The sequence below is a fragment of the Amycolatopsis pittospori genome (genome assembly GCF_013870525.1).
Taxonomy (GTDB): domain Bacteria; phylum Actinomycetota; class Actinomycetes; order Mycobacteriales; family Pseudonocardiaceae; genus Amycolatopsis; species Amycolatopsis pittospori.
In genome coordinates this window covers 39413-65475 of sequence record NZ_JACBXD010000014.1, presented here as the reverse complement: position 1 = coordinate 65475, position 26063 = coordinate 39413, and the positions used below count along the sequence as shown (strand labels likewise).

General features: G+C 69.4%; 27 protein-coding genes. 11 read left to right on the top strand and 16 right to left on the bottom strand.

Going from position 1 to position 26063, the window contains the following annotated elements:
* Window positions 1-132 precede the first annotated feature (132 nt).
* Window positions 133-978, bottom strand: coding sequence for an LLM class flavin-dependent oxidoreductase (locus H5J31_RS10675; RefSeq protein ID WP_181772343.1), 846 nt, complete (start codon window positions 976-978; stop codon window positions 133-135).
* A gap of 190 nt (window positions 979-1168) precedes the next feature.
* Here H5J31_RS10675 and H5J31_RS10670 point away from each other — a divergent pair, with 190 nt between their 5' ends.
* On the top strand, window positions 1169-2434 hold the full coding sequence (locus H5J31_RS10670) for a glycoside hydrolase family 1 protein (protein WP_181772342.1): 1266 nt from the start codon (window positions 1169-1171) through the stop codon (window positions 2432-2434).
* A 19-nt stretch (window positions 2435-2453) separates the two neighbouring features.
* Here the strand turns inward: H5J31_RS10670 and abc-f are convergent, their stop codons facing one another.
* A complete protein-coding gene (gene abc-f / locus H5J31_RS10665) occupies window positions 2454-4082 on the bottom strand; it encodes a ribosomal protection-like ABC-F family protein (protein ID WP_181772341.1) in 1629 nt (542 codons plus the stop codon).
* 278 nt (window positions 4083-4360) lie between these two features.
* Here abc-f and H5J31_RS10660 point away from each other — a divergent pair, with 278 nt between their 5' ends.
* From H5J31_RS10660 to H5J31_RS10650, 3 genes are read left to right on the top strand one after another with little or no spacing between them, the layout of a single operon-like run.
* Window positions 4361-4969, top strand: coding sequence for an Rv1733c family protein (locus H5J31_RS10660; RefSeq protein ID WP_181772340.1), 609 nt, complete (start codon window positions 4361-4363; stop codon window positions 4967-4969).
* 42 nt (window positions 4970-5011) lie between these two features.
* Window positions 5012-5839, top strand: coding sequence for a M55 family metallopeptidase (locus H5J31_RS10655; RefSeq protein WP_181772339.1), 828 nt, complete (start codon window positions 5012-5014; stop codon window positions 5837-5839).
* Window positions 5832-7127 carry a M20/M25/M40 family metallo-hydrolase gene (locus H5J31_RS10650; RefSeq protein ID WP_181772338.1) on the top strand — a complete coding sequence of 432 codons (1296 nt, stop codon included), beginning with the start codon at window positions 5832-5834 and terminating at the stop codon, window positions 7125-7127. Before H5J31_RS10655 ends, H5J31_RS10650 begins: the two co-directional genes overlap by 8 nt.
* A 26-nt stretch (window positions 7128-7153) precedes the next feature.
* Here the strand turns inward: H5J31_RS10650 and H5J31_RS10645 are convergent, their stop codons facing one another.
* Window positions 7154-7735, bottom strand: a complete 582-nt coding sequence (locus H5J31_RS10645; protein ID WP_181772337.1) for a TetR/AcrR family transcriptional regulator — start codon at window positions 7733-7735, stop codon at window positions 7154-7156.
* A gap of 89 nt (window positions 7736-7824) precedes the next feature.
* Between H5J31_RS10645 and H5J31_RS10640 the strand changes: the two genes are divergently transcribed.
* The 3 genes from H5J31_RS10640 (at window position 7825) to H5J31_RS10630 (ending at window position 10071) form a co-directional block, all read left to right on the top strand.
* A complete protein-coding gene (locus tag H5J31_RS10640) occupies window positions 7825-8232 on the top strand; it encodes a nuclear transport factor 2 family protein (protein ID WP_181772336.1) in 408 nt (135 codons plus the stop codon).
* Window positions 8229-8729 (top strand): DUF3237 domain-containing protein, encoded by a 501-nt coding sequence (locus H5J31_RS10635; RefSeq protein WP_207897826.1) that lies wholly within the window; start codon window positions 8229-8231, stop codon window positions 8727-8729. Before H5J31_RS10640 ends, H5J31_RS10635 begins: the two co-directional genes overlap by 4 nt.
* Before the next feature lie 268 nt (window positions 8730-8997).
* Entirely contained in the window at window positions 8998-10071 is a 1074-nt protein-coding gene (locus H5J31_RS10630; RefSeq protein ID WP_181772335.1) for a GDSL-type esterase/lipase family protein, read from the top strand.
* Here H5J31_RS10630 and H5J31_RS10625 read toward each other — a convergent pair.
* From H5J31_RS10625 to H5J31_RS10600, 6 genes are read right to left on the bottom strand one after another with little or no spacing between them, the layout of a single operon-like run.
* Window positions 10068-10367, bottom strand: a complete 300-nt coding sequence (locus tag H5J31_RS10625; protein WP_005150941.1) for a hypothetical protein — start codon at window positions 10365-10367, stop codon at window positions 10068-10070. The genes H5J31_RS10630 and H5J31_RS10625 overlap by 4 nt on opposite strands.
* On the bottom strand, window positions 10354-10581 hold the full coding sequence (locus tag H5J31_RS10620) for a hypothetical protein (RefSeq protein WP_007035425.1): 228 nt from the start codon (window positions 10579-10581) through the stop codon (window positions 10354-10356). Before H5J31_RS10620 ends, H5J31_RS10625 begins: the two co-directional genes overlap by 14 nt.
* Window positions 10582-10636: 55 nt before the next feature.
* Window positions 10637-11092, bottom strand: coding sequence for an Lrp/AsnC family transcriptional regulator (locus H5J31_RS10615; RefSeq protein ID WP_181772334.1), 456 nt, complete (start codon window positions 11090-11092; stop codon window positions 10637-10639).
* A complete protein-coding gene (locus H5J31_RS10610) occupies window positions 11089-12231 on the bottom strand; it encodes a M24 family metallopeptidase (RefSeq protein ID WP_181772333.1) in 1143 nt (380 codons plus the stop codon). The genes H5J31_RS10615 and H5J31_RS10610 overlap by 4 nt, the downstream gene beginning before the upstream one ends.
* Before the next feature lie 10 nt (window positions 12232-12241).
* A complete protein-coding gene (locus tag H5J31_RS10605; RefSeq protein ID WP_181772332.1) occupies window positions 12242-13492 on the bottom strand; it encodes an MFS transporter in 1251 nt (416 codons plus the stop codon).
* Window positions 13489-14067, bottom strand: coding sequence for an ArsR/SmtB family transcription factor (locus H5J31_RS10600; protein ID WP_181772331.1), 579 nt, complete (start codon window positions 14065-14067; stop codon window positions 13489-13491). The genes H5J31_RS10605 and H5J31_RS10600 overlap by 4 nt, the downstream gene beginning before the upstream one ends.
* Before the next feature lie 117 nt (window positions 14068-14184).
* Here H5J31_RS10600 and H5J31_RS10595 point away from each other — a divergent pair, with 117 nt between their 5' ends.
* The 3 genes from H5J31_RS10595 (at window position 14185) to H5J31_RS10585 (ending at window position 16707) form a co-directional block, all read left to right on the top strand.
* Window positions 14185-14721, top strand: coding sequence for an NADPH-dependent FMN reductase (locus H5J31_RS10595; protein WP_181772330.1), 537 nt, complete (start codon window positions 14185-14187; stop codon window positions 14719-14721).
* 76 nt (window positions 14722-14797) lie between these two features.
* A complete protein-coding gene (locus tag H5J31_RS10590) occupies window positions 14798-15742 on the top strand; it encodes a 5'-3' exonuclease (RefSeq protein WP_181772329.1) in 945 nt (314 codons plus the stop codon).
* Window positions 15739-16707, top strand: a complete 969-nt coding sequence (locus tag H5J31_RS10585; RefSeq protein ID WP_181772328.1) for a pirin family protein — start codon at window positions 15739-15741, stop codon at window positions 16705-16707. The genes H5J31_RS10590 and H5J31_RS10585 overlap by 4 nt, the downstream gene beginning before the upstream one ends.
* Here H5J31_RS10585 and H5J31_RS10580 read toward each other — a convergent pair.
* The 5 genes from H5J31_RS10580 to H5J31_RS10560 all read right to left on the bottom strand — a co-directional run bounded on the left by H5J31_RS10580 (window position 16704) and on the right by H5J31_RS10560 (window position 23445).
* Window positions 16704-17924 (bottom strand): GNAT family N-acetyltransferase, encoded by a 1221-nt coding sequence (locus H5J31_RS10580; protein ID WP_181772327.1) that lies wholly within the window; start codon window positions 17922-17924, stop codon window positions 16704-16706. The genes H5J31_RS10585 and H5J31_RS10580 overlap by 4 nt on opposite strands.
* Before the next feature lie 44 nt (window positions 17925-17968).
* Window positions 17969-18379, bottom strand: coding sequence for a DUF4333 domain-containing protein (locus H5J31_RS10575; protein ID WP_181772326.1), 411 nt, complete (start codon window positions 18377-18379; stop codon window positions 17969-17971).
* Window positions 18380-18413: 34 nt separating this feature from the next.
* Window positions 18414-19613 (bottom strand): GNAT family N-acetyltransferase, encoded by a 1200-nt coding sequence (locus tag H5J31_RS10570; protein ID WP_181772325.1) that lies wholly within the window; start codon window positions 19611-19613, stop codon window positions 18414-18416.
* A gap of 43 nt (window positions 19614-19656) precedes the next feature.
* Window positions 19657-20475 carry a DUF4333 domain-containing protein gene (locus H5J31_RS10565; protein ID WP_181772324.1) on the bottom strand — a complete coding sequence of 273 codons (819 nt, stop codon included), beginning with the start codon at window positions 20473-20475 and terminating at the stop codon, window positions 19657-19659.
* Window positions 20476-20667: 192 nt separating this feature from the next.
* Window positions 20668-23445 (bottom strand): DEAD/DEAH box helicase, encoded by a 2778-nt coding sequence (locus tag H5J31_RS10560; RefSeq protein WP_181772323.1) that lies wholly within the window; start codon window positions 23443-23445, stop codon window positions 20668-20670.
* A gap of 113 nt (window positions 23446-23558) precedes the next feature.
* Between H5J31_RS10560 and H5J31_RS10555 the strand changes: the two genes are divergently transcribed.
* On the top strand, window positions 23559-24146 hold the full coding sequence (locus tag H5J31_RS10555) for a hypothetical protein (protein WP_181772322.1): 588 nt from the start codon (window positions 23559-23561) through the stop codon (window positions 24144-24146).
* Here H5J31_RS10555 and H5J31_RS10550 read toward each other — a convergent pair.
* Window positions 24130-25005, bottom strand: coding sequence for a diacylglycerol/lipid kinase family protein (locus tag H5J31_RS10550; RefSeq protein ID WP_181772321.1), 876 nt, complete (start codon window positions 25003-25005; stop codon window positions 24130-24132). The two genes, H5J31_RS10555 and H5J31_RS10550, sit on opposite strands and share 17 nt — an antisense overlap.
* Before the next feature lie 8 nt (window positions 25006-25013).
* The gene (gene tatC, locus H5J31_RS10545) at window positions 25014-25985 is read right to left on the bottom strand and encodes a twin-arginine translocase subunit TatC (protein ID WP_181772320.1); all 972 of its coding nucleotides are present in this window, start codon (window positions 25983-25985) and stop codon (window positions 25014-25016) included.
* Between the last annotated feature and the right edge of the window lie 78 nt (window positions 25986-26063).

Genomic DNA, 26063 nt, shown 5'->3' with positions numbered 1-26063 from the left:
ACTGGTTCGCAGGACGCCGACGGTGACGGTACCAAAGCCGCCGGTGATCACAAGGGGGATGAAGTCTTTCGGAGCAACGGAATCCTACGGAAGTAGGAGCATTCGTCCACTATGGACAAAGGACGGGCGAAGTCACGATCGTGGAGGTCCCGCGTCCACGATCTTCTGCGACAGCTCGAGCGGATCGTGGTGCATCAGCGACTCCATCCACCACGTCATCCCGGCCTGCGCCAGCGCGGGCAGATCGACCTTGATCGGTTCCTCCCACGCGGGGCTCGCGTTCCCGGCGACGGCGACGTCGAACGGGCGGCCCGGTTCCAGCCCGGCCAGGCCGAGCGCACGGTGGGTGTCGGCGATCTCCTCGGCGGTCGGCGTGTGATCCTCGGGGTTCGGGAAGATCCCGTCGCACAGCGCCGCGCGCCGGACCACGCGTGGGTTGTCGGTGGAACTGGCCACCCAGATCGGGATCGGGTAGGGCTCGGGCGGGGCTTCGGCGAGCGCGACCTGGTAGTGCTCGCCGTCGTGGTCGAAGCGCCTGCCGGACCAGATCGCACGGATGACGTCGAGGCCTTCGTCGAACATCGCCGACCGGGTCAGGAGGTCGGTCTGTTCACCGAATCGGCTGAAGTCGCCGGATTCGTCCGAGCCCAGGCCGGTGCCGAGGATCAGCCGTCCGCCGGAGAGCCTGCTGATCGTCGACGCGTGCCGCGCGACGACCCAGGGCCGGCGCCGCGCGGGCGGGGTGATCATCGGCCCGAAGCGCAGCCCGCTGGTGGCGTGCGCGATCGCGCCGAGCGTGGTCCACGGATCCGCGATGGGCATCGTGTCCGCGACGACGTGGTCCCAGAGGAAGAAGCCGTCCCAGCCCGCCCTCTCGGCGCGTACGGCCAGGTCGACGAGTACCGCCGGCTCGCCGAACGGACCGAAGGGCGGCAGGTAGACGGCGTGGCGGACCGGGCTGCCGGTCAAGTCGATCATCTCCCCAACGTCATCGTCGAAGTCCCCGGACGGCCGCTTGTTTACACCATTCACTCAAGCTAGCGTCCGCAAGATGGCCTGGGACGCGAGCAGCCGTGAACGATCGACGAAGTGGCCGGAGCATCGGGGAAGGTTACGCCGGGCGACGGGTTTGGCGGTCGCCGTCTCACTATGCGCGACACTTTCGGCCGTGAACGCGTCCGCATCGCAGGACGACGACTGGTCCCGGGACTTCTACTGGGGCGTCGCGTCGTCCGGCTATCAGTCCGAGGGCAGTGCGCCCGACAGCAACTGGAAGCGGTTCGTGGACCGCTCCGCCGGCAAGGACGGCGTCGACGAGTACCGGGACTCGGTGGACTTCCGGCACCGTTACGCCGACGACATCCGGCTCGCCGCCGGACTCGGCGTCAACACCTACCGCTTCGGCGTCGAGTGGGCGCGGGTCGAGCCCGCGCCCGGTCAGTGGGACGAGACAGGGCTGGCCTTCTACGACGACGTGATCCGGCAGGTCCGCGAAGCGGGCATGACCCCGATGATCACGCTCAACCACTGGGTCTACCCGGGATGGGCACTCGATCAGGGTGGTTGGGCCGAGACGCGGACGGCCGACGCGTGGTTGGAGTTCAGCAGGAAGATCGTTCAGCGCTACGCCGGCCAGGACGTCCTCTGGGTGACGTTCAACGAGCCGCTGATCTTCCTCAAGAACGAGCAGAGGGTCGGTGCGCTGAACCCCACTCGGTACTTCGCCGCGCAGTCGAACGTCGTCCAGGCGCATCGGCGGGCCTACGATCTGATCCACGAGATCGACCCGACGTCGAAGGTCACCAGCAATCAGGCCTACATCACCGGGGTCAACGGGATGGCCGACTGGTTCTTCCTCGACCAGGTCAAGGACAAACTCGACTTCATCGGCATCGATTACTACTACGGCCTGAGCATCGACAACTGGACGGTGTTCGCCGCCGCCACCGACAAGTTCTGGGACGTGAAGCTCCAGCCGGAGGGCATCTACTACGCGCTGCGCAGCTACCACAACCGGTTCCCGCGCCTGCCCCTCTACGTCGTCGAGAACGGCATGGCGACCGACAACGGCAAGGTGCGCGACGCCGACTACACGCGCGGCGACAACGTACGCGACACCGTCTACTGGCTCCAGCGCGCGAAGGCCGACGGCATGAACCTCATCGGCTACAACTACTGGAGTCTCACCGACAACTACGAATGGGGCAGCTACCGGGCCCGTTTCGGACTGTACACAGTGGACGCCCTCACCGATCCCTCGCTGACCCGGCGCCCCACGGACGCCGTTCCCGCGTACCAGGATCTGGTGACGTCGGGTGGCGTACCGCAGGGCTACCGGCTCAAACGAGGTCCCGGACTCTGTTCACTCGTCGACGGACTGAACAGCTGCCTCAACCCGGCCAAGGTGGAAGGACCGCTGGCACCGTTGCGGTGACCGTCCACAAGCGACAGGGTCAGACGGCGACCGGTTCGGGGGCCAGGTGCAGCCTCCGGCCCTCGAACGTCCGCCGCATCCGCCTGTCGTGTGTGACGACGACGAGCGCGCCGGGATACTCGGCGAGCGCCTGTTCCATCTCCTCCACCAGATCCGGCGCGAGGTGGTTGGTCGGCTCGTCGAGCAGCAACAGGTCGGTCCTGGCCGTCACGAGCCTGGCCAATTCCAGTCTGCGCCGCTGCCCCACGGACAACTCCCGGACCGGCTTGCGCAGATCCGCCGCCCGGAACAGGCCCAGGGACAGCAACCTCTCGGCGGACTCCTCCTCATCACCGTCACCGGCGAACAGCGCCAGGACCGTTCGTGAATCGCCCGCGAGGCCGCCGTCCTGGTGCAGGAAACCGATCCGGCCTGCCCGCTCCGCCGACCCGGTCGACGGCGCCAGTTCACCGGCGAGCACCCTCATCAGGGTGGTCTTGCCGGCACCGTTCGGGCCGGTCACCAGCACCCGTTCCCCGGGCAGCACGCTGAGCGAGGTCGGCAGCAGCCTGCCGGCCACCGACACGTCGTCCACCTTCACCACGTGCCGATCGATCTCCGCCTCCCCGCCGGCGATCCGCGCGGTGAACCGCAGCGGCCGAGGCGGAGGCGGCACCGGGTCGGCTTCGAGCCGCTCGATCCGTTCGCGCGCCGAGCGGATCCGGCTCATCGCCCCGTGCGAACGGGACCGGGCCCGGAAGGCGCCCGCCCCGCTGAAAGCCGCCGGGGCCTTGCGCGGGATCGCCGAGAACCGGTCGATGTTGACGTCGGCCAGCGCTTCGTGACGCGCCTTCTCCAGTTTCCATTCCTCGTACTCCTGGACCCACCGGGCCCGCGCCGCCTCCTTCGCCGCGAGGTATCCCGAGTAGCCGTTGCCGTGCCGGTGCACGGTCCGGCGATCGGCGTCGACCTCGAGGATCGTGGTGGTGACGCGGCTGAGGAACATCCGGTCGTGCGTGATCGCGACGAGCCTGCCGCGATGCCCGCGGAGATGGTTTTCCAGCCACGCGACGGCTTCGTCGTCGAGATCGTTGGTCGGTTCGTCCAGCAACAGCAATTCGGGAGAAGCGGCCAACGTCGCGGCCAACGCAAGCCGTGACCGCTGCCCGCCGGACAGGCTGCCGAGCGCACGATCGCGGTCGAGACCCGGCTGGCCGAGTCCGTGCAACGCGATCTCCACCCTGGCCTCGGCCTCATAGCCGCCGCGGGCTTCGTACGCGGTCACGAGGTCGCCGTACTCGGCAAGGTCTTCAGTCGTCTCCAGCGACGCTTCGGCGGCCCGCATCCGGGATTCCAGGTCCCGGACATCGGCCAGCGCCAGGTCGATCGCGTCGCCGACGGTGGCGGTTCCGGGCAGCTCCAGCGTCTGCGGCAGGTAACCCACGCCGCCGGGCGCGGTGACGGTCACCGTCCCGTTGTCGGCCTCCTCGCGTCCGGCGACGAGCCTCAGCAAGGTGGATTTGCCCGACCCGTTGTCACCGACGACGCCGGCCTTCTCCCCTGGTTTGACGGTGAAACCGACCTGGTCCAGCACGACGTGGTCGTCGAAACGTTTGGTGACACCGGAGAGCACGAGTTGTGTTCCGGCGGTTCGATGCGGGGTACGCATAGAGGCGTCCTCCTGATTCTCGGCACGGCCGATCGCGATCGGGACGGCGGAGGGACGCGGCCCGGCGGAGCGAAAGCTCTACGCCAGGGCCGCGTCGAAGGCGAGAATCACAGGTAGAAGAAGAACCCCATGGCAGAAAAGGTAGCCGGGGAACGACGGCGTGCAAAACGAATTAAACGTTGTGTACAGGTTCACAGAGTGGTCTGTGTCCCCATACCGCGACAGCGGCGCCCAGGTGACCGAGAATCGACCATGGAGGTATTCGCGGTCTTGAGGGAATGGGGTTCCTCGTGCACGGGTCCAACGGTCCGATCGCCCGGTTCCGGCGACGGCTCTTCCCCGGCCGCAACTCGCTGGCCCGCGGTTCGGACCGCTTCGAAGCCCTCGTCCTGAAACTCGCCATCCTCGCCGCTCTGCTCGCCGTTCCCGTCGCGGCCGCGGTCGGCTCGGCCAATCACGACAGGCAGGTCGCCGAGGCCGCCACCGACGCGGCCGGGCGTCAGGCGGCCACCGCGTACCTGCTGCAGGCCGCGCCCATCCGCATCGTCGACAGCGAGAGCGTCGGAACCGACGATTCGACCACCCAGGCGACCTGGACCGATTCTCGCGGCGCCCGGCACACCGGCGGCGTCCTCGCCACCCCGGGCAGCCCCGCCGGATCGCCGGTCCCGATCTGGACCGACGCGCGAGGTGATCTCACGGCCGCCCCGAAAACGGCGTCGACGGCGGTGTTCGATTCCGTACTCGTGGGGCTCTGGCTCTGGTTCGCCGTCGTGGCCGGGCTCGTCCTGCTGTACCGGGCCGTCCGGCTGGTCCTGGACCGCCGCCGGGCCGCTGCGTGGGCACGCGCCTGGGCGGTCTACCCACGTTCCGGTTCCTGGCCCTGATCCCGGAAGCGGGGGCAAAGCGCCTCGGCTAGGGTGCCCCGCATGCGCATCATGATCTCCGCGGACATGGAGGGCGCCACCGGCGTCACCTGGACCGAGGACGTCATCCCCGGCACCGAACAGTGGCAGCGGTTCCGCCGCCTGTTCACCGGCGACGTCAACGCGACCATCGCCGGCCTGTTCGACGCGGGCGCCACCGACGTCCTGGTCAACGAGGCGCATTCGTCGCAGCGGAACCTCCTGTTGGAGGACCTCGACGGCCGCGCCCGGATGCTCACCGGCAGGCACAAGCCGCTCTCGATGATGCAGGGCATCGACACCGGCGTCGACGGCGTCGTCTTCCTCGGCTACCACGCCGGCGCCGGCTTCGACGGGGTCCTCTCCCACACCTACCTGGAGAATCAGATCACCGGCGTGTGGCTCGACGACGTCCCGGCCAGCGAAGGCAGGCTCAACGCCGCCATGGCCGCCGAGTACGGCGTTCCGGTGCTGGTGGTATCGGGTGATGACAAGGCGTGCGACGACGCCCAGGACTACGCGCCGGAAGCCGAACTGGTCACGGTGAAAGAGTGCGTCAGCCGTTACGCCGCGATCTGCCTCCCGCCCGCCAGGACCGCCGAACTGCTGTCCTCGGCCGCGGCGGATTCGATGAACCGCGCGGGCCGGGTCGAGCGGTTCACCACTCCCCACCGCATCGAGGTCGAGTTCGACGCGAGCCACCTCGCGCAGGCCACGGCGGTGATCCCGACGGTGGAACAGATCGGCGTACGCCGGGTCGGCTTCGACGCGGCGGACATGACCGAGGCGATGAAGGCGTTCAAGATCGTGACGGCGATCGCGGCCGGGGCGGTGCAAGGGATCTATGGCTGAGCTCGACGTTGTCGACGTTTGTTCGAGGTTGATCCGGTTCGACACCACGAACCGGGGCAACGGGGATTCGGAGGGTGAGCGCGAGGCGGCCGAGTACGTCGCCTCGCTGCTCTCCGGGTCGGGGATCGACTCGAAGATCATCGAGTCCGCACCGCGGCGCGCGAACGTGATCGCGCGGGTCCCGGGTACCGACCCGAGCCTGCCCGCGCTGCTCGTGCAAGGTCACCTCGACGTCGTCCCCGCAGACCCCGCCGACTGGTCGGTCGACCCGTTCTCGGGCGAGGTCCGCGACGGGTTCCTGTGGGGACGCGGTGCCGTGGACATGAAGGACTTCTGCGCGATGGTGCTCGCCGCCCTCGCCTCAGGCGCGCGACCTCGACGGGACCTCGTCCTGGCGTTCGTGGCCGACGAGGAGGACAAGGGCGAGTACGGCGCGCATTGGCTCGCCGCCGCGCATCGGGACCTGTTCGACGGTTGCGCGGCCGCGATCAGCGAATCGGGCGCGTACACCTACCACGTCCCGGCCGCCGATGGCCGGACCGTGCGGCTCTACCCGGTGGCGACCGCCGAACGCGGTACCGCCCACCTGCGGCTGACCGCCAAGGGCCGCGCCGGGCACGGATCCCGGCCCAACGACGAGAACGCGGTCACCCGGCTGATCACCGCGCTCGGCAAGATCGCCTCGCACCGCTGGCCGATCCAGCTGACTCCGACGGTGCAGGCGTTCCTGGAACGCACCGGCGAGGCACTCGGCGTCCCGGTCGATCTGTCCGATGTGGACGGGACGATCGCCCGGCTCGGCCCGGCGGGCGCGCTCGTCGTGCCGACCGTCCGCACCAGCACGACCCCGACGATGCTCGACGCCGGCTACAAGGTGAACGTCATCCCGAGTTCGGCGCAGGCCCAGGTGGACGTCCGAGTGCTGCCCGGTTCCGAGCCGGATCTGCTCGCGGAACTCGACGCGATGCTCGGCGAGGGTGTCACCCGCGAGTTCGTCGCGCACCAGCCGCCGGTGCAGGCGCCGGTGGACTCGCCGTGGTTCGACGCGATGGCGGACGCGCTCCGATCACAGGATCCCGAAGCGGTCGTCGTCCCCTACTGCATGGGCGGCGGGACGGACGCGAAGGCGTTCAGCCCGCTCGGCATAGACTGCTACGGCTTCGCGCCCTTGTGGTTGCCGGAAGGTTTCCCGTATCGCGCGATGGCCCACGGTGTCGACGAACGCGTCCCGGTGGAAGGTCTGCGGTTCGGCACGCGGGTGCTGCGGCACTTCCTGGAGAACTGCTGAATCCCAGGCCAAGATCAGCCGAACGGCTACTTGACCTCCAGCAGGCGGCCGACCGCCTTACGGGCGCGGGTCAGGGCGTCATTGCGGCCGAGTAGCTGACGATCGTGATTCGCCTGAAGCACCATGGCGTGCAGTTCGAAGACGAGCTGCTCGACGTCCGTGTCCGGCGGAAGTTCCCGAAGGCGCAGGGCGAGTTCGATCTCGCGCCGGAGCAGGGCGTCGGCGCGTGCGACGGCGTCCGCAACCGCGTCTCGGACGGGTCCAGGCCGCCCGTCGAGTTCGCTCGCGGCGGCGACGAAAAGACAGCCACCCTCGAAGGTCTCCAGATAGTCGATCCACAACGACATAAGGGCCCGCAGTCGCACCAGCCCGGCGGGCCGCCGGTCGGCGGGCAGCGAAACATCCCGAGCGAAGACCTCCGAAGCGGCGGCGACGATCGAGAGCTGGAGTTCCTGCTTGGTGCCGAAAAGGGTTTGGATGCCGCTCTTGCTGGTGTGCAGGGCCTCCGCCAAGCGTCCGAGCGTCAACCCGTCGATGCCTTCGACCGACGCGATGTGCATCGCACGATCGACGATCGCGCCGCGGCGTGCGTCGCCTGTCCGAGTCATGCATACGATCGTATCGAACTATACGACCGTACGTATTGATACATACGATCGTATGCGTTAACGTCGCGGCATCCGACCTGAGGAGTTCCATGAAAACCCCCGCGACAACCCAGGATCTTCCTGCGATCGCGAAGAAATACTTCGCCGCTTGGGAGGCTCGCGACGTCGACGCGATCGTCGCTTTGCACACTCCCGAATCACAGTTCCAGGCTCACGGTCGCGGCGCAGCGGTCCAGGGCCGCGAGGCTCTGCGGAGCGAGTTCGCACATGTCTTCGAGCTCTATCCGGGCTTCGGCTTCGACGAGCGGCGCCTGCTGTTCGGAAGCGGCCATTGGGTGCTGGACTGGACGCTGACGTTCCAGCGGCCCGGAGAAGATCGCCAGGGCGTCCACTGTCTCGACGTCGTCGAGGTGACATCCGGCGGCCTCGTCGCACGGAAAGACACTTTCTTCGACTTCGCCGAACTGAAGGCCGCGTTCGGGGGTGGGACGGCGTGACCGACGCAGGCTCCACCACGCCGTTGTTCGATCGGGCGGTGCTCGACGCCCTGCCGGTCGAGCATCTCTGCGATCTCAGCATCGACCTGGAACCAGCCCAGGTCATCTCGACACCGCTTGGTACGCGGATGACCTTCGTGACCAAAGGCGGCCGGTTCACCGGGCCGGGCTTCCGGGGCGAGATGCTACCCGGAGGCGGAGACTGGGTATGGCTGGGAGCCGACGGGATAAGCCGGATGGACGTCCGCGCGACCCTGCGTACCCACGACGGCGTCCTCATCCATTACGACTCGAACGGAGTACTCCGCTTCCCTCCCGATGGCAGGCAACGCCTGGCAGCCGGGGAACGGCTCTCGTTCGACGAAAGCTACATCCGGCCGACACCGAGGTTCGAGACCTCCGACGAGCGCTACTCCTGGCTGAGCGGACTGGTCGTGGTCGGCTACGGCGAATACGGCCAGGGCCGCATCGACCACCGGATGTACCGGATTCTGTAGCGACGCTTCGGCCGAGGGGCTCCCACCAGCGGCGTTGGGAGGGCCGAACGCGAGCCGGGAGCACGGGAGCCCGGCTCGCCGCGCAGGCCCGGGAAACGACAAACCCGCGCTGCCCGGGGGCTCGACATCGTGTCGGAACCGGCCGCCGGAACGGACCTGACGGAGGCGGGCTCACGCAAGGCCGGATGTCCGGCACGGCCGGAAGCCGCGCTCGTCACACCCACATGATCACCCGGTCGGGGCCGGGTGTCCGTAGAATCCGGTGACGATGCGACGTTTCCGGTGGTGGTGGGGTGCTCTCGCGCTCACGTTCGTGGTGGTTCTCGTCGGGTTCATTGCCTTTACCGGGTCGGAAAGCCGGCCGGGGCAGCCGTCCCCGCGCCAAGGCCCGCCGGGAACGGGGCCGCTGACGGTCGTCTCCATCGGCGACAGCACCGTCTCCGGTGAGGGCGCGGGCGACTACACGCCCACGACCAACGGGCAGGGCGGCAACTGGTGCCACCGCTCCCCCAACGCCTTCGTCGAGCAGATCAAGATCCCCGACGTCACCGCGCGCGTGAACCTGGCGTGTTCGGGGGCGCCGTCGGAGCAGATCGCGCTCGGCGAGGCGAAACAGTGGACGGAACCGTCGCAGGCCCAGCAGCTGGCGAACCTGATCAAGGACCACCGGGTGGCCGCGGTGGTGATCGCGGTCGGCGCGAACGACGAGCCGAAGTTCTCCGCTCAGGTCAGCGAATGCTTCAAGGCGTGGTTCTCCCCGCAGAATCCGCCGTGCAGCGAAGCGCTCCGCGCCACCTGGAAGTCCAAAGTGGACGCCATGGTGCCGAAGGTGACCAACGCCGTAGCCGACGTGAAGAAGGTGTTGGCGCAGGCGGGATACATCCCGGCGGACTACCAGCTCGTGCTGATGTCCTACGCCTCGCCTGTCGGCCCGAAGATCCCGGAATCGTTGCGCAGCCTCAACGGTTGCCCGTTCCGTACCGAGGACTTGCAGTGGATGGGCCGCGAAGGCGTCTCCGTGCTCTCGGACGGCCTCAAACAGGCTTCGCGCGCGACGAGCGCGCGGTTCCTCGACCTGTCCCGGGCCGGCGCCGGACGCGAGGCGTGCACCAGCGACCCGGCGACCGAGTGGTTCAGCAGGCTGACGCTGCAGCTGCGGGACCTCGGTCAGGTGGACCGGGCGAGCCACGCGCTGCAGGAGTCGTTCCATCCCAACGCGGCAGGACACGCCCAGGTCGCGAACTGCCTCAACGAATTCCTCGCCGCCCGCGGCGGTAACGCGTCGTGCCTGTCCGGGGCCGACGGCAAACTGCACGCCGCACCCGAAGTGGTCGCCCGCTAGAGATCGAGGGCGGCGCGCAACGCGATGTCGATGCGCTCCTGGACCTCTTGGTCGATCTCCGCGATCTTCTCGTCGAACCACGGCCGGTACAGGCGCGTGAGGTTCAGCGTGGAGACCCAGTAGCGCGCGTCGACGGCGACGCCGAGGATGTCCTGCGGATCACGGTCCAGCAGTTCGGTGCCGAGCAGCCATGGCCGCTCGGATTCGTTCACCCCGTCCGAGGACAGCAGCACGACGGTGCGCTGCCGTGCCGGTTCGGTCGGGGGGTGGTACGTCCAGACTTCACCCCTGTGCACGCAGATCCTTCTCCGCGGCGGTGAGCTCGGCCTCGTCCGATTCGGCGGACGGTTCGACCGGTGCGCGCTGCGGGGTGTATCCGGTGCGGACGGCTTCCCTTCGGGCGGCCTTGGACAACCACGACGAGACCGAGATCCCGTGTGCCTTCGCGGCCCGCTCGGCGAACTCGAGCGCACCGCTGTCGAGTGAGAGTGTGACCTTACGTGTTGCCATACCTTTTATCGTACCAGCGCCGCGCAAGCCCACCCATTTACTGAGACGAGGCCGCTCAGAGGGTCGGCGAGCGACCCTCGAACGGCGTCGACAGCACCACCGTGGTCCGCGTCGAGACCTTGGCGGACTCGCGGATCCGGCGGAGCAGATCCTCCAGCCCGAGCGGCGACGCCACCCGGACCAGGAGGATGTACGACTCGTCCCCGGCGACCGAGTAGCAGGACTCGATCTCCTTGATGTGCTCCAGACGCTGCGGATAGTCGTCCGGCGCGGCCGGGTCGTTCGGGGTCAGCGAGATCAGCGCCGTGAGCGGGAGGCCGATCTGCTCGCCGTCGAGCCGCGCGGTGTACCCGAGGATGACACCGCGCTGCTCCAGCCGCCGCACCCGCTGGTGCACGGCCGAAACCGAAAGCCCGACCCGCTCCGCGAGATCGGTGAAACTGCGCCGTCCGTCCGCCGCCAGCTCCTGCACGATGGCCTGGTCCAGCGGCTCCAGAGAACCGGTCGTCATGCGTCGAGCACGATCAGGTCGTGCGGACGCCGGTTGACGGACTCGACGCCGTCCTCGGTGACGACGACGATGTCCTCGATGCGGGCGCCCCAGCGGCCAGGCTGGTAGATGCCCGGCTCGACGCTGAAGGCCATACCCGGCTCGAGCGGCAGCGCGTTGCCCTTGATGATGTAGGGCTCCTCGTGCACGTCGAGGCCGATGCCGTGACCGGTGCGGTGGATGAAGTACTCGCCGAAGCCGGCGTCGGCGATGATGTCGCGCGCGGCGGCGTCGATCGCTTCGGCGGTGACGCCGGGGCGGACGGCCTCGACCGCGGCGCGCTGGGCCCGCTGAAGGACGGCGTAGGTCTCGGCGACGTCGGCGTCGCGCGGGGTGCCGACGGCGTAGGTGCGGGTGGAGTCGGAGTTGTAGCCCTCGGCGATCGGGCCGCCGATGTCGACCACGACGACGTCGCCGCGCTCGATGACGCGCTCGGAGACGTCGTGGTGCGGGCTGGCGCCGTTGGGACCGGAGCCGACGATCACGAAGTCCGCGTGCGTGTGGCCCTCTTCGACGATCGCCGCGGTGATGTCCGCGCCGACCTCGGCCTCGGTGCGGCCCGGCCGCAGCCATTCGTGGACCCGGGCGTGGACGCGGTCGATGGCCGCGCCGGCGTCGCGCAGCGCCTGGATCTCGGTGGCGTCCTTGCGCATCCGCAGCTCGCGCACGATGGGTCCGGCCAGCGTCTGTTCGGCGTCGCCGAGCGCGCCGCGGAACGCGAGGACGTGCAAGGCCGGGGTGAAGTCGCTGACCGCGACGCGGCCGGGCTTGCCGAGCCGGTCGGCGACCAGTTCGTAGGCGTCGTCGCCGTCGACCCAGGTGACGACCTCGATGCCGAGCTCCTCGGCCGGGACGTCGGCGTAGCCGGGCGCTTCCAGCTTCGGCAGCACCAGTGCCGGGACGCCGTCGGCCGGGATCACCAGCGTGGTCAGCCGTTCGAAGGAGCCGCCGGCCTGCCCGATGAGGTAGCGAAGGTCCGAGCCGGGCGCGATCAGCAGCGCGTCGGTGTCGGCGGCGGCCGCCGCGGCGCGGGCCCTGTCCAGGCGGGCGCGGAGGCTGGCGGCGTCGGGGGCTGGGTTGTGAAGGGAACGGCGCGACATGAGGGCGAGCCTAGTCGGTCCGGGACTCTTGGCTCACCAGCCGGTCACCCCCGATCGGGGCGGGATCGTCGAGTCCCCGCCAGACCCGGAAGATCGCCGGGAACGTGGTGGCGATCAGGTACAGGCCGCCGAATACGGCGAGCGCGCCGACCAGCCCGATGCCGTCCAAGAGCAACCCAGCCGCCATCGAGCCGAGCGGCATCGCGGCCAGAATTCCGCCCACCAGGAGACTGAGCACGCGGCCGCGGACGGCTTCCGGCACCCGTTCGTAGACCGCCGGGAGCACGATCGGGTTGAGCGCCCCCGCCCCGATCCCGGCGACCGCCAGCCCGGCGAGCAGGACCGGTGGCGAGGGTTCCAGCGCGAGGAGGGCGAATCGCGGCGCGCCTTCGAGGGCGACGGCGACCAGCAGGGCCGAGCGGCGCGAGAACCGGTGGCCCAGCCAGCCGTAGAGAGCCGAACCGAGCAGCGCTCCCACCGCGACGGCGGTGATCATCGCACCGACGAGCGCGGCGCTGTGCAGGACCTGATCGCCGTACGCCGGGTACAGGACGCCGAGGAGGCCGAAGTCGAGGCTGTTGGTGAGCATCAGCATGCCGACCATCGCGCGCAGCAAGGCGTCGCGTTTGACGTAGCCGAGTCCTTCACGCAGTTCTTTGAGGTAGCCCTCCGACGACGACCGGGGCGGGCCGGCCGCGGCGGGGATCAGGACGAACACCAGCGCGGCGGACGACAGCAGCGCGCCGGCGTCGACGAACAACACCGGAATCGGTCCGATCCACGCGATCAGCGCGCCCGCGGCGGGTCCGCCCACCATCCGGCCGGTCCTCATCGCCGCTTCGACGGCGCTCGCGGCCCGGCTCGTCCGGATCCCACTCGCCTCGGCGACACCCGCCAGCAGCACCTGTTTCGCCGTGTCGGCGGGACCACGGGACACCCCCATCACGAAGGACAACACGATCAGGCCCGGCAAGCCCAGACCGGTGGTGCCGACGGCGAGCGGGATCAGCAGGACAGTGACGGTGGTCAGCAGATCCGCTCCGACGCTGGCCCGCCGCGTGCCGACCCGGTCCACGATCGGCCCGCCCAGCAGCGCGGCGACCATCAGGCCCAGCACCTCGGCCGCGGTGACGAGGCCGGTCTTGGTGCCGCTCCCGGTGCTCTGCAGGACGAACCAGGGAATCGCGATCAGTGTCATCATCACCCCGGCCGAGGAGATCCCCGAAGCCGCGACCAGGGCCCCCAGTGGCAACCTGCTCATGGCGTTTCCGGCCTCGACTTCCGCGGGAAGGCCGCCCAGTGCACGCGGACCGGGGTATCGCCCTCTCTTTCCGGGCGCCGGTAGCGGGCGATCACCTCGAGGATCTCGTCGCCCAGCGCGGCGGCCTCGTCGGGAGTGAGCGAAAGCGGCGAGTCGTGAAAACTGACCTTGTCGATCCACTCGTCGGCCCAGTCCCGTACCTCCGCGACGAACTGCGCTTCGGCCGCGTAGCGCCGCTCGATCATCGTGTGCGCGTAGGCGTTGAACGGACCGGCGAGGTCGGGATCGTCGATGAAGTCCCTGGCCCGCATCTGGTCCCCCTCATGCACGGCCTTCCACCACCTGTCGCGTCTGCTGCCGCGTTCGGCGTCCTCCCCGATCAGCCCGCATTCGGCCAGCTGACGCAGATGCCAGCTGGTGGTCCCGGAACTCTCCCCCACTCGCTTCGCCAGCCCGGACGCCGTCGCCGGACCGTCCTCCCGTAGCAACTCCAGGATCTTGACCCGCAACGGATGCGACAGCGCCCGCAAGACGCGGCCGTCGACCCGCGCGAGATACCTCTCGCTCTTCCCCATGACCGCATCCTACAATCGCAGAGGATCCTTTGCAAAGAGTTCTCTGCGCTTACCTGACTGAAATAGCCCACTTCCAGAGTTTGACTTCCAGTTAAGTACAGGTTTTACGGTCGGCGCATGACATCGAACACGCCCTACCGACTGGCCGTCGTCATCAGCAGCGTCCGCGAAGGACGCTTCGCCCCCGTCGTCGCGAACTGGTTCCTCGAACGAGCCAAACAGCGCGACGACGTCATCCTGAACGTCATCGACCTGGCCGAATCCCCCGGCGGCCTCTCCGACGGCGTCACCGCCGCGGACGCCGTCGTCGTGATCGTCCCCGAGTACAACCACAGCTACCCCGGACCGTTCAAGACCGCACTCGACGACACGGGCCGGGAATGGCACGGGAAGCCGGTCGCCTTCGTTTCCTACGGCGGGATCTCCGGCGGCCTGCGCGCTGTCGAGCATCTGCGTCCGGTCTTCGCCGAACTCCACGCCATGACCATCCGCGAGACCGTGAGTTTCCCGTACGCCTGGAACAACTTCGGGCCCGACGGCGAGCATCTGGACGCCGATGGCGCCGACCTCGCGGCGACCACGCTGCTGAACCAGCTGAACTGGTGGGCCAACGCGCTGCGCGACGCGCGGCAGGCCCGGCCCTACGCCGCCTGACCGATATCCGTGGAGGACCCGGCTGGGGGTCGGGTCCTTCGCGGACATCCGGGCCGGAACGTGGCAGGCTGTCCGCGTGACCGGACCTCTCGCCCTCCTCGATTCCGCGAGCCTCTACTTCCGCTCGTTCTACGCCCTGCCCGAGTCGATGACCGCTCCCGACGGAACGCCGGTCAACGCCGTACGGGGCTTCACCGACACCGTCGCCCGGATCCTCACCGACCGGCGGCCCGCACGGCTCGTGGCCTGCCTGGACGCGGACTGGCGGCCGAAGTTCCGCACCGACCTCCTGCCGAGCTACAAGGCGCACCGCGTGGCCGAAGAGGTCCCGGAAGGCGGAGACGTCGAAGAGGTGCCGGACACGCTCACCCCGCAGGTCCCGATCATCCTGGAACTCCTGGAGGCCTTCGGGCTCGCGACGGCCGAGGCGGCCGGGTACGAGGCCGACGACGTCATCGGCGCGCTCGCGGTCCACGAGAAGAAGTCGCCGGTCGAGGTCATCACCGGCGACCGCGACCTGTTCCAGCTGGTCCGGACCGAACCGACGCCCACGGTGGTCATCTACGTCGGCAAGGGCTGGAACAAGGCCGAGATCCTGGGCCCGGACGAGCTCGCCGAGAAATACAACATCCCGGCCGCGAACGCCGGCCCCGCGTACGCCGACATGGCCGCGTTGCGCGGAGATCCCTCCGACGGACTTCCCGGGGTGGCCGGGATCGGCGAGAAGACGGCGGCGAAGCTGATCACCCAGTTCGGTTCGCTGCAGGAACTCATCGACGCGTCCAACGCCGGTGACTCGCGGGTGCCGCTCAAGACGCGGCTGCGGCTGACCGAAGCCGCCGACTACCTCGCCGTCGCGCCCACCGTCGTCCGGGTCGCGGCCGACGCGCCGATCGACCAGTCCCGTTCGGACGTCGTGCCGTCCGAACCCGCCGACCCCGACAAGGTCGCGGAACTGGCGGAACGCTGGAACCTCGGCCGTTCGGTGGAGCGTCTGCTGGCCGCGCTCCCCAAGTCGTGAGCAACACCGAGACCGACCCGGCCGAACTGCTGTGCCGGGACCGGCCGGGCGACGGCGTCACCGTGCTGACCCCGCGCGAGGTCCCGCTCGGCGGGCCGCGCGCGATCCGCGTCCGCCGGACGCTCCCCCAGCGGCAGCGATCCCTGATCGGCGCCTGGTGCTTCGCCGACCACTACGGGCCGCAGGACGTGTCCGAGTCCGGCGGGATGGACGTCGCGCCGCATCCGCACACCGGGTTGCAGACCGCGAGCTGGCTGTTCAGCGGCGAGATCGAACACCGCGACAGCATCGGCACACGCGCCATGGTCCGCCCCGGCGAACTGAACCTGATGACCGGCGGGCACGGCATCGCGCATTCCGAAGTGTCCACACCGGACACCCGGACGCTGCACGGTGTCCAGCTCTGGATCGCGCTCCCGGACGCACATCGCGACACAGTGCGGGATTTCCGCCATTACGCGCCACCCGAACTCCAGCTGTCCGGTGCCACCGCGCGGGTGTTCCTGGGCAGCCTCGCCGGGACCACGTCACCGGTCCCGGCGTTCACTCCCCTGCTGGGTGCCGAACTCACCGTGGATCCCGGCGCGACGCTCGTCCTCGACGTCGACCCGGACTTCGAACACGGCGTGCTGCAGGACAACGGCTCGGTCACCGTCGGCGGAACCGCGCTGACGACCGGCGAACTCGCCTACCTCGCGCCCGGCGCCAGGCGGCTGGAACTGGCCAACCCCGGCACCGATCCGGCACGGGTGCTCCTTCTCGGCGGGACGCCGTTCACGGAGGAACTCGTGATGTGGTGGAACTTCGTGGGGCGCAGCCACGAGGAGATCGCCGAGTACCGCGAAGCGTGGCAAGCGCAGTCGGACCGATTCGGCCACGTCGACGGCTACGAGGGCACCACTGCGTGGTTGCCCGCACCCGCGTTGCCGCAGGTGCGGATCAAACCTCGGCGCAACCCCGCTTAGAAGAACGTCCCGCACCACGGGGCCCGCGCGGTGTGGAACAGCGCGTCGGCCCGGGCGACGGCCGCCGCGTCGACCACCTCGACGCGGCCGGCCAACGCCTGGTGCTCGAAGAAACCGTGGCCGAGATACAGCGACGCCAGGGTGTCGACGGCCAGCCGCAGATCCGCGTCCGCCGTGGTGCGCTCCACGCCCTTCGGGCCGACGACGTAGCGACCGTTGTTGTCCGGTAGCTGCCGGTCGAGCACTTCGAGCACCACCGGCTCGGCCGTGCCGTACGTGCGAGCCGTCAAGGCGGCGAGGACGTCGACGAGTCGCACCCACAGGTCGTCGATGACCTCGGTGGTGTTCACCGCGCGCGGATCGGTGAGCAGTTCCGCGATCGGCTCGTCCATCGGGCGGCCCCGGCCGGCGACCGCGGAGACCAGGTCGACCGACAGCAGGAAGCGCCAGAGCCCGGCCCACGCCCGCGGTGTCGCGGCGTGCATTTCCCGGATGTCGAGCAACGCTCCACGTTCCGGCGCCTGGCGGTCACGCAGGTCGATCGTCTGATAGACGACGAAACCGTCTTCGCCATCGGGTCCACTGTGGACAGCGACGCGATAACCCATGTCCCCGGTGACCAGACGGTCGAAGAAACCCGGCCACCACATCTCCGGACGGGCCACGAATCCCGGCCGCTCACCCGCGAATCGCCGGTACAGCGCCGGAACTCGCTCGACGGCCTCCGCGGGAGTGAGGAACCGGACCGTCCCCTCGCGACCCACGCCGTCATGGAGCTCGGCCCGGGGACGTTCGACGAGAACGCTTTTCCCATAGGTGGCCGCGCCGTAGCCGAAGCGGCCGTAGATGACGCCCTCCGAAGCGTGCAGCGCGGCGAGCGGGACACCGCGCGCGGCCATGTCCTCCAGCTGCGCGGCCATCATCGTGGTGAGGATGCCGCGACGGGTCCGATCGGCGCGGACGGCGACCCCGTCGACGGCAGAGGTGACGAGCTTCCGTCCACCTGGGACGGTGAGTTCGGTGTCGAAGGAACTGGCGATCCCCACCGGTGTGGCGTGGTCGTCGAAGGCGGCGAACTTCCCGGCGGCGGGCCAGGACGGCGCCATCTTCTCCCATGCCTCGTCGGACATCGGCCTGGAGTGCAAGGACTGCTGCAGGAGTTCGAGACAAGCCCGCTGTTCGCCTTCGGCCACCGCACGCACGTGGAATTCGCTCATGGCCGCGATCCTGCCGTCCGGTGCCCGCCGAACCCAACCGGTTTTCAGCTGGGCGCGCCGACTTCGTAGCGGCCGTCCTCACCGGTGACGGTGATCGTGACGGTCTTGCCCTCCCCCGCGACCTGGACGGTGCAGCTGAACGTGCTGCCGTCCTTGACGGTCTGGTTGGACGGGCACAGCACGTCGCCGACCTCACTCACCTGATAGGTCTCGGTGAGGATCTTCTTCACATCGGCCTGCATGGTCCTGGGGTCGAAGACCCGGCCCGGCGCGCTCGCGGAAGACGAGTCGCCCGAGGAGCTCCCCGCGGGCGGCGAACTCGAGGACGCGCTCGTCGACGGCGGGACCGTGACGGTCTTCGTCGGCGTCGCGGGCGGCGGCGTGTCCGAACACGCCGTCAGCACCGCGAAAGCGGCGCAACACAGACCGACCGTCGCGACGGCTCGCCTGCTCAAGCTTCTCCACCCCCGGGAATGTGATCTTCCAACGTCAGAAGAAGGTACCGCACCAGGGGTTCACCCGCGTGCTGAACAGCAGGTCCGCCCGCTCCAAGGCGGACTCGCCGGCCGCGCGGACGCGTCCAGCGGCGGCGAGATCCGACGCGCGCCAGCCGCCGAGGTACAGCATCGACAGGGTGTCGACGTCCACCGCGAGATCGGCCGGGTCGGTGGTGCGGGCGGCGCCGTCCTCGGAAAGGCGGTAGCGGCCGGAGTTGTTCTCCAGGAAGGGATCGTTCACTTCGATGACGAGCGACCCACCCCGGTAGGTCCGCGCGCCGAGCATCGTGGGGACGTCGACCAGCCGGAACCAGCCCTCGTCCTGGACCTTCTGCACAGCGGCGTGCCGGGGATCGGCGAACAGCAACTCGACCGGTTCGTCCAGTGGCCGTTTCTCGGCGGTGATCCGGTCGACCAGGTCCACCGAGAGCAGATGCCGCCACAGACCCGCGAACGCGTCCGGGGTCGAGTGATGGAAGGACTGGACCTTCAACACCGACGGGGCGCCGAAATGGGCCCGCTCGACGGTGTAGGTGACATACCCGTCGACCCCGTCGGGACCCCGGTGCACGGCTGTCGAGACGGGCGTGGTGGCGCGGCGCACTTCCCGGGCGTAACCCGGCCACAGATGCGGGCTCCGGGCGATCATGCCGGGCCGCGTACGCGGGAGCGCGTCGAAGAGCGACGGCCACTGCTCGATGGTGCTTTCCAAGTCCAGCAACGAGATCTGCCCACCGGACGAGAGCTCGGGGCGGAACTTGGCGCGCTGCCTGTCGACCTCGATCGACTTGCCCCGCGCGGCGATGCCGTATCCGAACCTGCCGTAGATGGCGCCTTCGGACGCGTGCAGCATCGCCGCCGGGACACCCCGAGCGGCGAAATCCTCGAACTGGGAGCGCATCAACGCGGTCAGCACGCCGCGGCGGGTGCGATCGGAACGGACGCCGACGAGGCTGACCGCGCCGAGCGGCACGGTGCCCCCGCCGGGCAACGTCACTTCGGAATCGAAGGACCGGACGGTGCCGATCAGTTCCGGATCGAACGCGCCGAACCCGCGATCCGGCTGCATCGACGGGGCGATCGCCGCCCATTCCTCGTCCGTCGTCTCCTTGACGTGCAAGGCCCGCCTGAACACATCCGTCGCGACCCGGTCCTCGTCGGACCGGAGCAACCGCACTGAGAAGTCGCTCATGGGGACGATCATGCAGGATCGACCGTCCCCGGCGCCCGTCGTTTTACTTGGGGACGGCGGGCGGCGAGACCTCGTAGTTGCCGGTGTCACCCTTCACGGTGATCGGCACCTCCTGCGGCTTGCCGTCGATCGTGGCGGTGCAGGTGAACTTCTCGCCGTCCTTGACCTCCTTGCCCGAGGGGCAGGAGACCGCGCTGACGTTCGGGATCTGGTAGGTCTCCGACAGCAGCTTCTGCACGTCGGTCTGCATCTGCGTGTTGTTGAAGACCTGCGTGTTGAACCAGCCCGGCGTGACGAACCCGAGGACGCCGACCGCGGCGATGATCACCACGAGCGCGCCGATCCCGATGAACAGGCCCTTCTTGGACTTCGGCTTGTCCTGCGCCTCGCCCTGGGTGCCCGGTACCTGGCCGTAGTCGAACTGCCCCTGCTGCTGCGGGTAGCCCGGCTGCTGCTGCGGCTGCCCGTACTGCGGCTGCTGCTGCGGGCCGCTCTGCGGATAGCCGGGCTGCTGCTGCGGACCGGACTGGGGATAGCCCGGCTGCTGGCCGTACTGGGGCTGCTGACCCCACTGCGGCTGCTGTTGCTGCGTCTGAGAGGGGTCGTAGCCGGGCTGCTGCTGGGGTCCGCTCTGCGGGTACCCGGGCTGCTGCTGGGACGGGTCGTAGGGAGCGGGCTGCTGGCCCCACTGGGGCTGTTGCTGCTGCGTCTGCGACGGGTCGTACTGCGGCTGCTGACCCCACTGCGGTTGCTGCTGCGGGCCGCTCGGCGGTTGAGAGCCGCCCGGCTGTTGCCCGTAGCCCGGCTGCTGCCCCCATTGGGGCTGCTGCTGCGGGTCGTTGCCGCCATACGGCGTGCTCATCGTTTCGCCTCCGCCTGTTCCGCCATCGTCACCGGCCGTGTTTCCTGCCGTCGTGGGCGATCCAACCACAGGTCGGCGCCCCTGCCCACTGTTCCCGGGTGGTGTCGGACCAACTCGATCCGCCGGTCAGCCCAACGCCGTCGTGAGTGGTAAGGACGGTGAGAACCGTCCTTACCACTCACGAGAGCCACGCTAAGCCCCGCCTGCCGCCACGACACCACGCCGCAAGGCCTTCACCGCGTCCGAAGCCGCCGCTCCGACCGGATCGGCCTTGCCGAGGACGTCGCGGATCTGGTCCAGCAGGTCGATGACCTGCCTTGACCAGCGCACGAAGTCACCGGCGGACAGCTCCTGCCCGTTCGCCTCGGCGGCGGTGAGGACCTTCTCCAGCGACTCGCCGCGGGCCCAGCGGTAGATCGGCCAGGCGAATCCCGCGTCGGGCTCGCGGGTGCGGTCGAGCTTGTGGCGGCGCTCGTCCTCGGTCAGTTCCACCCAGAGCCGGGTGGTCGCCTGCCAGGCGTCGAGCACCTTGCCCGCGGGCAGCCGCGGCTCCCCCGCGGTGTCGCGGCGGGCTTCGAAGACCAGCGTCGACACGACCGCGGCGAGTTCGGCCGGGGTGAGGTCCTTCCAGACGTCGTTCCGGATGCATTCGGCGGCGAGCAGGTCGGATTCGCTGTAGAGGCGGGTGAGCCGCTTGCCGTGTTCGGTGACGCGGTCCTCGCCGTCGCCCTTCGACTCCGGGCCGAGGTAGCCGCGCTCGCCGAGCAGACGCAGGATGCGGTCGAAGGCCCGTGCGAGCGAGTGCGTGGTCGCGGCGACCTTGCGTTCCAGTTGCTCGGTCTCCGACGAGAGCCGCTGGTACCGCTCGACCCAGCGGAGGTTCGCCTCGCGTTCGGCGAGCCCGTGGCACGGATGCGCGCGCAGCGCACGCCGCAGGGCGGCGAGCTCACCGTCCTCATTGGCCCCGGCGCGGCGTTTTTGCCTGCCGGGCAAGGAGATTCCGGCGTTGCGCAGGGTCGAAGCGATGTCGCGGCGCGTCTTGGGTGAACGCAGCTCGATGTGCTTCGGCAGCTTGATGTGTCCCAGCGCCTCGACCGGCGAAGGGAAGTCGGACACCGACAGCGGACCGGACCAGCGGTCCTCGGTGACCACGACGGGCCGCGGTTCGCGGATCGGGTCGAGTCCCGGGTCGACGACGACCGCGAGCCCCGCGCGCCTGCCCGCGGGCACGGCGATGACATCGCCCTTGCGGAGCTTCTCCAGCGACTCGGCCGTGCCGGCCCGGCGCGCGGAGGTGTTCTGCCGCGAGAGCGCCTTCTCCCGGGCCGAGATCTTCGCGCGCAGCTCGACGTACTCGAGCATCTCGTCGAAGTCGCCGGTGATGGCGGACGTGTAACCCCGCAGTGCCTCCTTGTTCCGCTCGATCCGGCGCGCCGTGCCGACCACCGACCGGTCGGCCTGGAACTGCGCGAACGACTGTTCCAGCAGGTCACGGGCCGCTTCGGCGCCCACCTGGGCGACCAGGTTCACCGCCATGTTGTAGCCGGGCCGGAACGAGGACCGCAGCGGGTACGTCCGGGTCGAGGCGAGACCGCCGACCTGCTTCGGGTCGATCCCCGGCTGCCAGGCGACGACGGCGTGGCCTTCGACGTCGATCCCGCGCCGCCCGGCACGCCCGGTGAGCTGCGTGTACTCCCCCGGCGTCAGGTCGACGTGCGCCTCGCCGTTGTACTTGACCAGCCGTTCCAGGACGACCGTGCGCGCGGGCATGTTGATGCCGAGGGCGAGCGTCTCGGTGGCGAACACGACCTTCACCAGGCCTTGTACGAACAGTTCCTCGACGGTCTCCTTGAACGCCGGGAGCAGTCCGGCGTGGTGCCCGGCGATGCCGCGTTCGAGCGCCTCGCGCCACTCCCAGTACCCGAGGACGCCGAGGTCGCCTTCAGGCAGGTCCTTGGTGCGTTCGGCGACGATCCGGCGGACCTTCTCGACCTCTTCGGGACCGTTGAGCCGGAGGCCGGACCGCACGCACTGGCCGACGGCGGCGTCGCAGCCGGCGCGGGAGAAGATGAAGACGATGGCCGGGAGCAGACCGGCGTTGTCCAGGCGTTCGACGGTGTCGGTGCGGGACGGCGGCCGGTACCTCGGCATCCGCGACGGCGCCCCTCGCCGTCCTCTCGGCCCGCGCAACCCGGCCGGGGCGAAACGTCCGCCGATCTCCTCGGTGCGGCGCAGCAGGCTCGGGTTGATCCGCAGTTCGGCGCCCGGCGCGTGTTCCTCCTGGCCGGCGAACAGATCCAGTAGCCGGTTGCCGACCAGCATGTGCTGCCACAGCGGCACCGGACGGTGCTCGTCGACGACGACCGTGGTGTCGCCGCGGACCTCGACGAGCCATTCGCCGAACTCCTCGGCGTTGCTCACCGTGGCCGAAAGGCCGACGACGCGAACGTGTTCGGGCAGGTGGAGGATGACCTCTTCCCAGACCGCGCCGCGGAACCGGTCGGCGAGGTAGTGGACCTCGTCCATCACGACGTAGGCGAGTTCTCCGATGGTCGACGACCCGGCGTAGAGCATGTTGCGCAGGACCTCGGTGGTCATGACCACGACCTGCGCGTTGCCGTTGATCGAGGTGTCGCCGGTGAGCAGGCCGACCGCGTCCGCGCCGTAGCGGCCCACGAGGTCGGCGTACTTCTGGTTCGACAGCGCCTTGATGGGCGTCGTGTAGAAGCATTTGCGGCCCTCGGCGAGGGCCAGGTGCACCGCGAACTCGCCGACCACGGTCTTCCCCGCGCCGGTGGGTGCGCAGACGAGCACGCCGTGACCGTCTTCGAGCGCCTCGCAGCCGCGGATCTGGAAATCGTCGAACTCGAACGACGACTCCGCGGCGAACCGGGTCAGCTGGGGGTACTGAGCGCGGCGCTGGGAGGCCGCGTAGGCCTCGGCCGGGGTCTGAGAAGGGCTATTGACCACTTCGTCAGGGTTCCATACGGCACCGACAGTTCGCACTCGGTGTGACGATCACGGGAACGGCGGACGCCCTTCCGGCATCGAAGGCACGGATTCGTGATCGAGAGGGGGACGCCATGGAGATCGCTTGCCCGCAGTGCGCGCAGGTCGACCAGGTGCAGAGCGTGCCGGCGGTGTTCCAGGGCGGGCAGACCACCTACCGGGTGCAGGGGCCGATGACGGCCATCCCGGCGGGCGACGGCGTCGTCTACACGGCGAGCACGCATCGGGGCGTTTCGGTGACCGCGACGGCCGCCGCGCTCAACCCGTACCCGGTGCTTCGCGGTGGCGGGTGTTTCCTGACGCTGGCCCTGTTCCTGCTGATCCCCGCGTTCGTTTTCGTCTCGTTCGCGAACGAGGTGCTCGCCGAGAACCCCGCGCCGACCGCGGGCGGACGCCTCGGGGCGGCGATCGGGGCGTGGATCTTCCCGTTCGGCGCGTTCGCGCTGGTGGCGCTGTTCGCGGTGCTGTTCGTGCTCCGGCTGCGGCGCAACGCCCGGATCCGGCGCGGCATCCCGGACGCGCTGGCCCACTGGCGGCAGGGGTGGTTCTGCCATCGCTGCGGCGGCGTGTTCCTCCCCCGCGGCGAACTGATGTCGGCCGCGTCGTTCCGGGCCCAGGTCTGGCGCGCGGGCGGCTACGCCGGGGTCAGCCGAGGAGGGTGAGGGCCCCGGGGACGCAGGTGATGTCGATCGGCAGCCTGCCCAGCGGTTCGCCGTCGGCGTAGACGGGCAGGTCGCTGCCGGCGAGGTGGATCTCGGTGGCTTTGAGCGTCCGGACCGCCGGATGCGCGACATGGCGCCCAGATCGGACACCGGGCAGCATGCGGAGCAGATCGCGCCGGGTCGCGTTGCCCACGACGGTGACGTCGAACCGCCCGTCCTCGGGGTCGGCGTCGGGACAGATCCGCATGCCGCCGCCGTAGAACGGCGTGTTGCCGACCGCGATCATGGTGGCGTCGAGTTCGAGGGTCTCGACGTCGGTGCGGAGCACGACCGGCCGGGGCTGGAACGCGGCCAGCTCACCCAGGATCGCGACGTCGTAGCGGCGCGGGCCGGTCGGCCAGCGCAGGCGGTTGGCCCGTTCGGTGACGAGGGCGTCGAAACCGGAGCACAGGACGGTGGCGAACCATTCGCCACCGGCGCGGCCGAGGTCGATCCGGCGCCGGTTCCCGGCGGCGATCCGCCTCGCGACCGCGTCGGCGGCCTTGTGCGGTTCTTCGGGGATACCGAGCGCCCGGCCGAAGTCGTTGCCGGTGCCGGCGGGAACGACGCCCAGTGCGACACCGGATTCGGCGCAGAACTGGACTCCTTCATGCACCGAGCCGTCACCGCCGAGGACGACGAGCACGTCCAGCCCGGCCGCGCCCGAATCGGTCATCAGCGCGCGGGATTCCTCGACCGTGTTCGCGACGAGGACGTCGAGCCGGTCGACGGCGGGCCGCAGCCGCGCCGCGACCGACTCCATCAGCCGTCCCGCGGCACCGTTGCCGGAGGCGGGGTGGACGGCCAGTGCCGCGTGCATGGCCGGGCTCAGGTGACGTCGTCGGTACTGGACCGCTTGCCACCGGTGGTGGCCGAGGGTTCGTCGTCGATCGTGCTCGGCGTGTAGTCGAACGGCGCGGCCTCGTCGTCGTCGAGCTGGTCCCAGCCCTCGGTGCCGCGTTCCTTGTCCAGTTTGCGATCGTGGAAGCGCGCGATCTGGATGGACAGCTCCAGCAACACGACCAGCGCCCCCGCCAGTGCGAGCATCGAGAACGGGTCGGAGCCGGGCGTGGCGAACGCGGCGAAGACGAACACGACCATGATCAGGCCGCGGCGCCACTTCTTCAGCATCTGGTACTTCAGGACGCCGACGCGGTTCAACATCACCACGAGCAGCGGGAGTTCGAAACTGACGCCGAAGATCAGCAGCAGCGACAGGATGAACGAGATGTACTTGTCACCGGTGAGGGCGGTGATGAACTGGTCGCCACCGAAGTTCATCAGCAGCTCGAGAGCGTGCGGGATGAGCAAGTAGGCGAGCACGGCGCCGCCCGCGAAGAGCACCGAGGCGAAGGCGACGAAGGTGAGCGCGTACTTGCGCTCCTTCGAGTAGAGGCCGGGCGCGATGAACGCCCAGAGCTGGTAGAGCCACAGCGGCGCCAGCAGCACCGAACCCGCGGCGATACCGACCTTCAGCTGAATCATGAAGGCTTCGAACGGGACCGTCTGCAGCAGCTGGCAAGGGCCGTCGGGCGTGCCGCCGAGCCGGCGCTGCCACGGGATACCGCAGTACGGGCCGGTCATGATCTGCCCGAGGGACGGGATCGGACCCACCTTGGTCTGGAACCAGAGGAAACCGATGATCCCGCCGACCAGGATGGCGAGCAGCGCGAAGCCCAGGCGGCGCCGGAACTCGTAGATGTGCTCGATGAGCGTCATCGTGCCGTCGGGGTTCTTCCGACGGCTGCGCTTGCGCCGCGTCGACCCGCGGCGCTCCTCACCCGAGGCGGAATCCGCCACTGAACAGTCCGTTCTCGTCAGGGTCCACCATGAGCGCGCCGTGACTTCGGCGCGCTCATCCGCGAACAGGCTCCGCTG

Excerpts from the sequence above, each read along its gene's own strand:
- H5J31_RS10570 (WP_181772325.1), bottom strand. The coding sequence starts at position 19,613 with ATGAGCGACTTCTCAGTGCGGTTGCTCCGGTCCGACGAGGACCGGGTC.
- abc-f (WP_181772341.1), bottom strand. The coding sequence starts at position 4,082 with ATGCGTACCCCGCATCGAACCGCCGGAACACAACTCGTGCTCTCCGGT.
- H5J31_RS10620 (WP_007035425.1), bottom strand. The coding sequence starts at position 10,581 with ATGGCAACACGTAAGGTCACACTCTCACTCGACAGCGGTGCGCTCGAG.
- H5J31_RS10565 (WP_181772324.1), bottom strand. The coding sequence starts at position 20,475 with ATGAGCACGCCGTATGGCGGCAACGACCCGCAGCAGCAGCCCCAATGG.
- H5J31_RS10600 (WP_181772331.1), bottom strand. The coding sequence starts at position 14,067 with ATGGGGAAGAGCGAGAGGTATCTCGCGCGGGTCGACGGCCGCGTCTTG.
- H5J31_RS10580 (WP_181772327.1), bottom strand. The coding sequence starts at position 17,924 with ATGAGCGAATTCCACGTGCGTGCGGTGGCCGAAGGCGAACAGCGGGCT.
- H5J31_RS10655 (WP_181772339.1), top strand. The coding sequence starts at position 5,012 with ATGCGCATCATGATCTCCGCGGACATGGAGGGCGCCACCGGCGTCACC.
- H5J31_RS10630 (WP_181772335.1), top strand. The coding sequence starts at position 8,998 with ATGCGACGTTTCCGGTGGTGGTGGGGTGCTCTCGCGCTCACGTTCGTG.
- H5J31_RS10675 (WP_181772343.1), bottom strand. The coding sequence starts at position 978 with ATGATCGACTTGACCGGCAGCCCGGTCCGCCACGCCGTCTACCTGCCG.
- H5J31_RS10615 (WP_181772334.1), bottom strand. The coding sequence starts at position 11,092 with ATGACGACCGGTTCTCTGGAGCCGCTGGACCAGGCCATCGTGCAGGAG.
- H5J31_RS10595 (WP_181772330.1), top strand. The coding sequence starts at position 14,185 with ATGACATCGAACACGCCCTACCGACTGGCCGTCGTCATCAGCAGCGTC.
- H5J31_RS10645 (WP_181772337.1), bottom strand. The coding sequence starts at position 7,735 with ATGACTCGGACAGGCGACGCACGCCGCGGCGCGATCGTCGATCGTGCG.
- H5J31_RS10640 (WP_181772336.1), top strand. The coding sequence starts at position 7,825 with ATGAAAACCCCCGCGACAACCCAGGATCTTCCTGCGATCGCGAAGAAA.
- H5J31_RS10660 (WP_181772340.1), top strand. The coding sequence starts at position 4,361 with ATGGGGTTCCTCGTGCACGGGTCCAACGGTCCGATCGCCCGGTTCCGG.
- H5J31_RS10650 (WP_181772338.1), top strand. The coding sequence starts at position 5,832 with ATGGCTGAGCTCGACGTTGTCGACGTTTGTTCGAGGTTGATCCGGTTC.
- H5J31_RS10550 (WP_181772321.1), bottom strand. The coding sequence starts at position 25,005 with ATGCACGCGGCACTGGCCGTCCACCCCGCCTCCGGCAACGGTGCCGCG.
- H5J31_RS10610 (WP_181772333.1), bottom strand. The coding sequence starts at position 12,231 with ATGTCGCGCCGTTCCCTTCACAACCCAGCCCCCGACGCCGCCAGCCTC.
- H5J31_RS10555 (WP_181772322.1), top strand. The coding sequence starts at position 23,559 with ATGGAGATCGCTTGCCCGCAGTGCGCGCAGGTCGACCAGGTGCAGAGC.
- H5J31_RS10605 (WP_181772332.1), bottom strand. The coding sequence starts at position 13,492 with ATGAGCAGGTTGCCACTGGGGGCCCTGGTCGCGGCTTCGGGGATCTCC.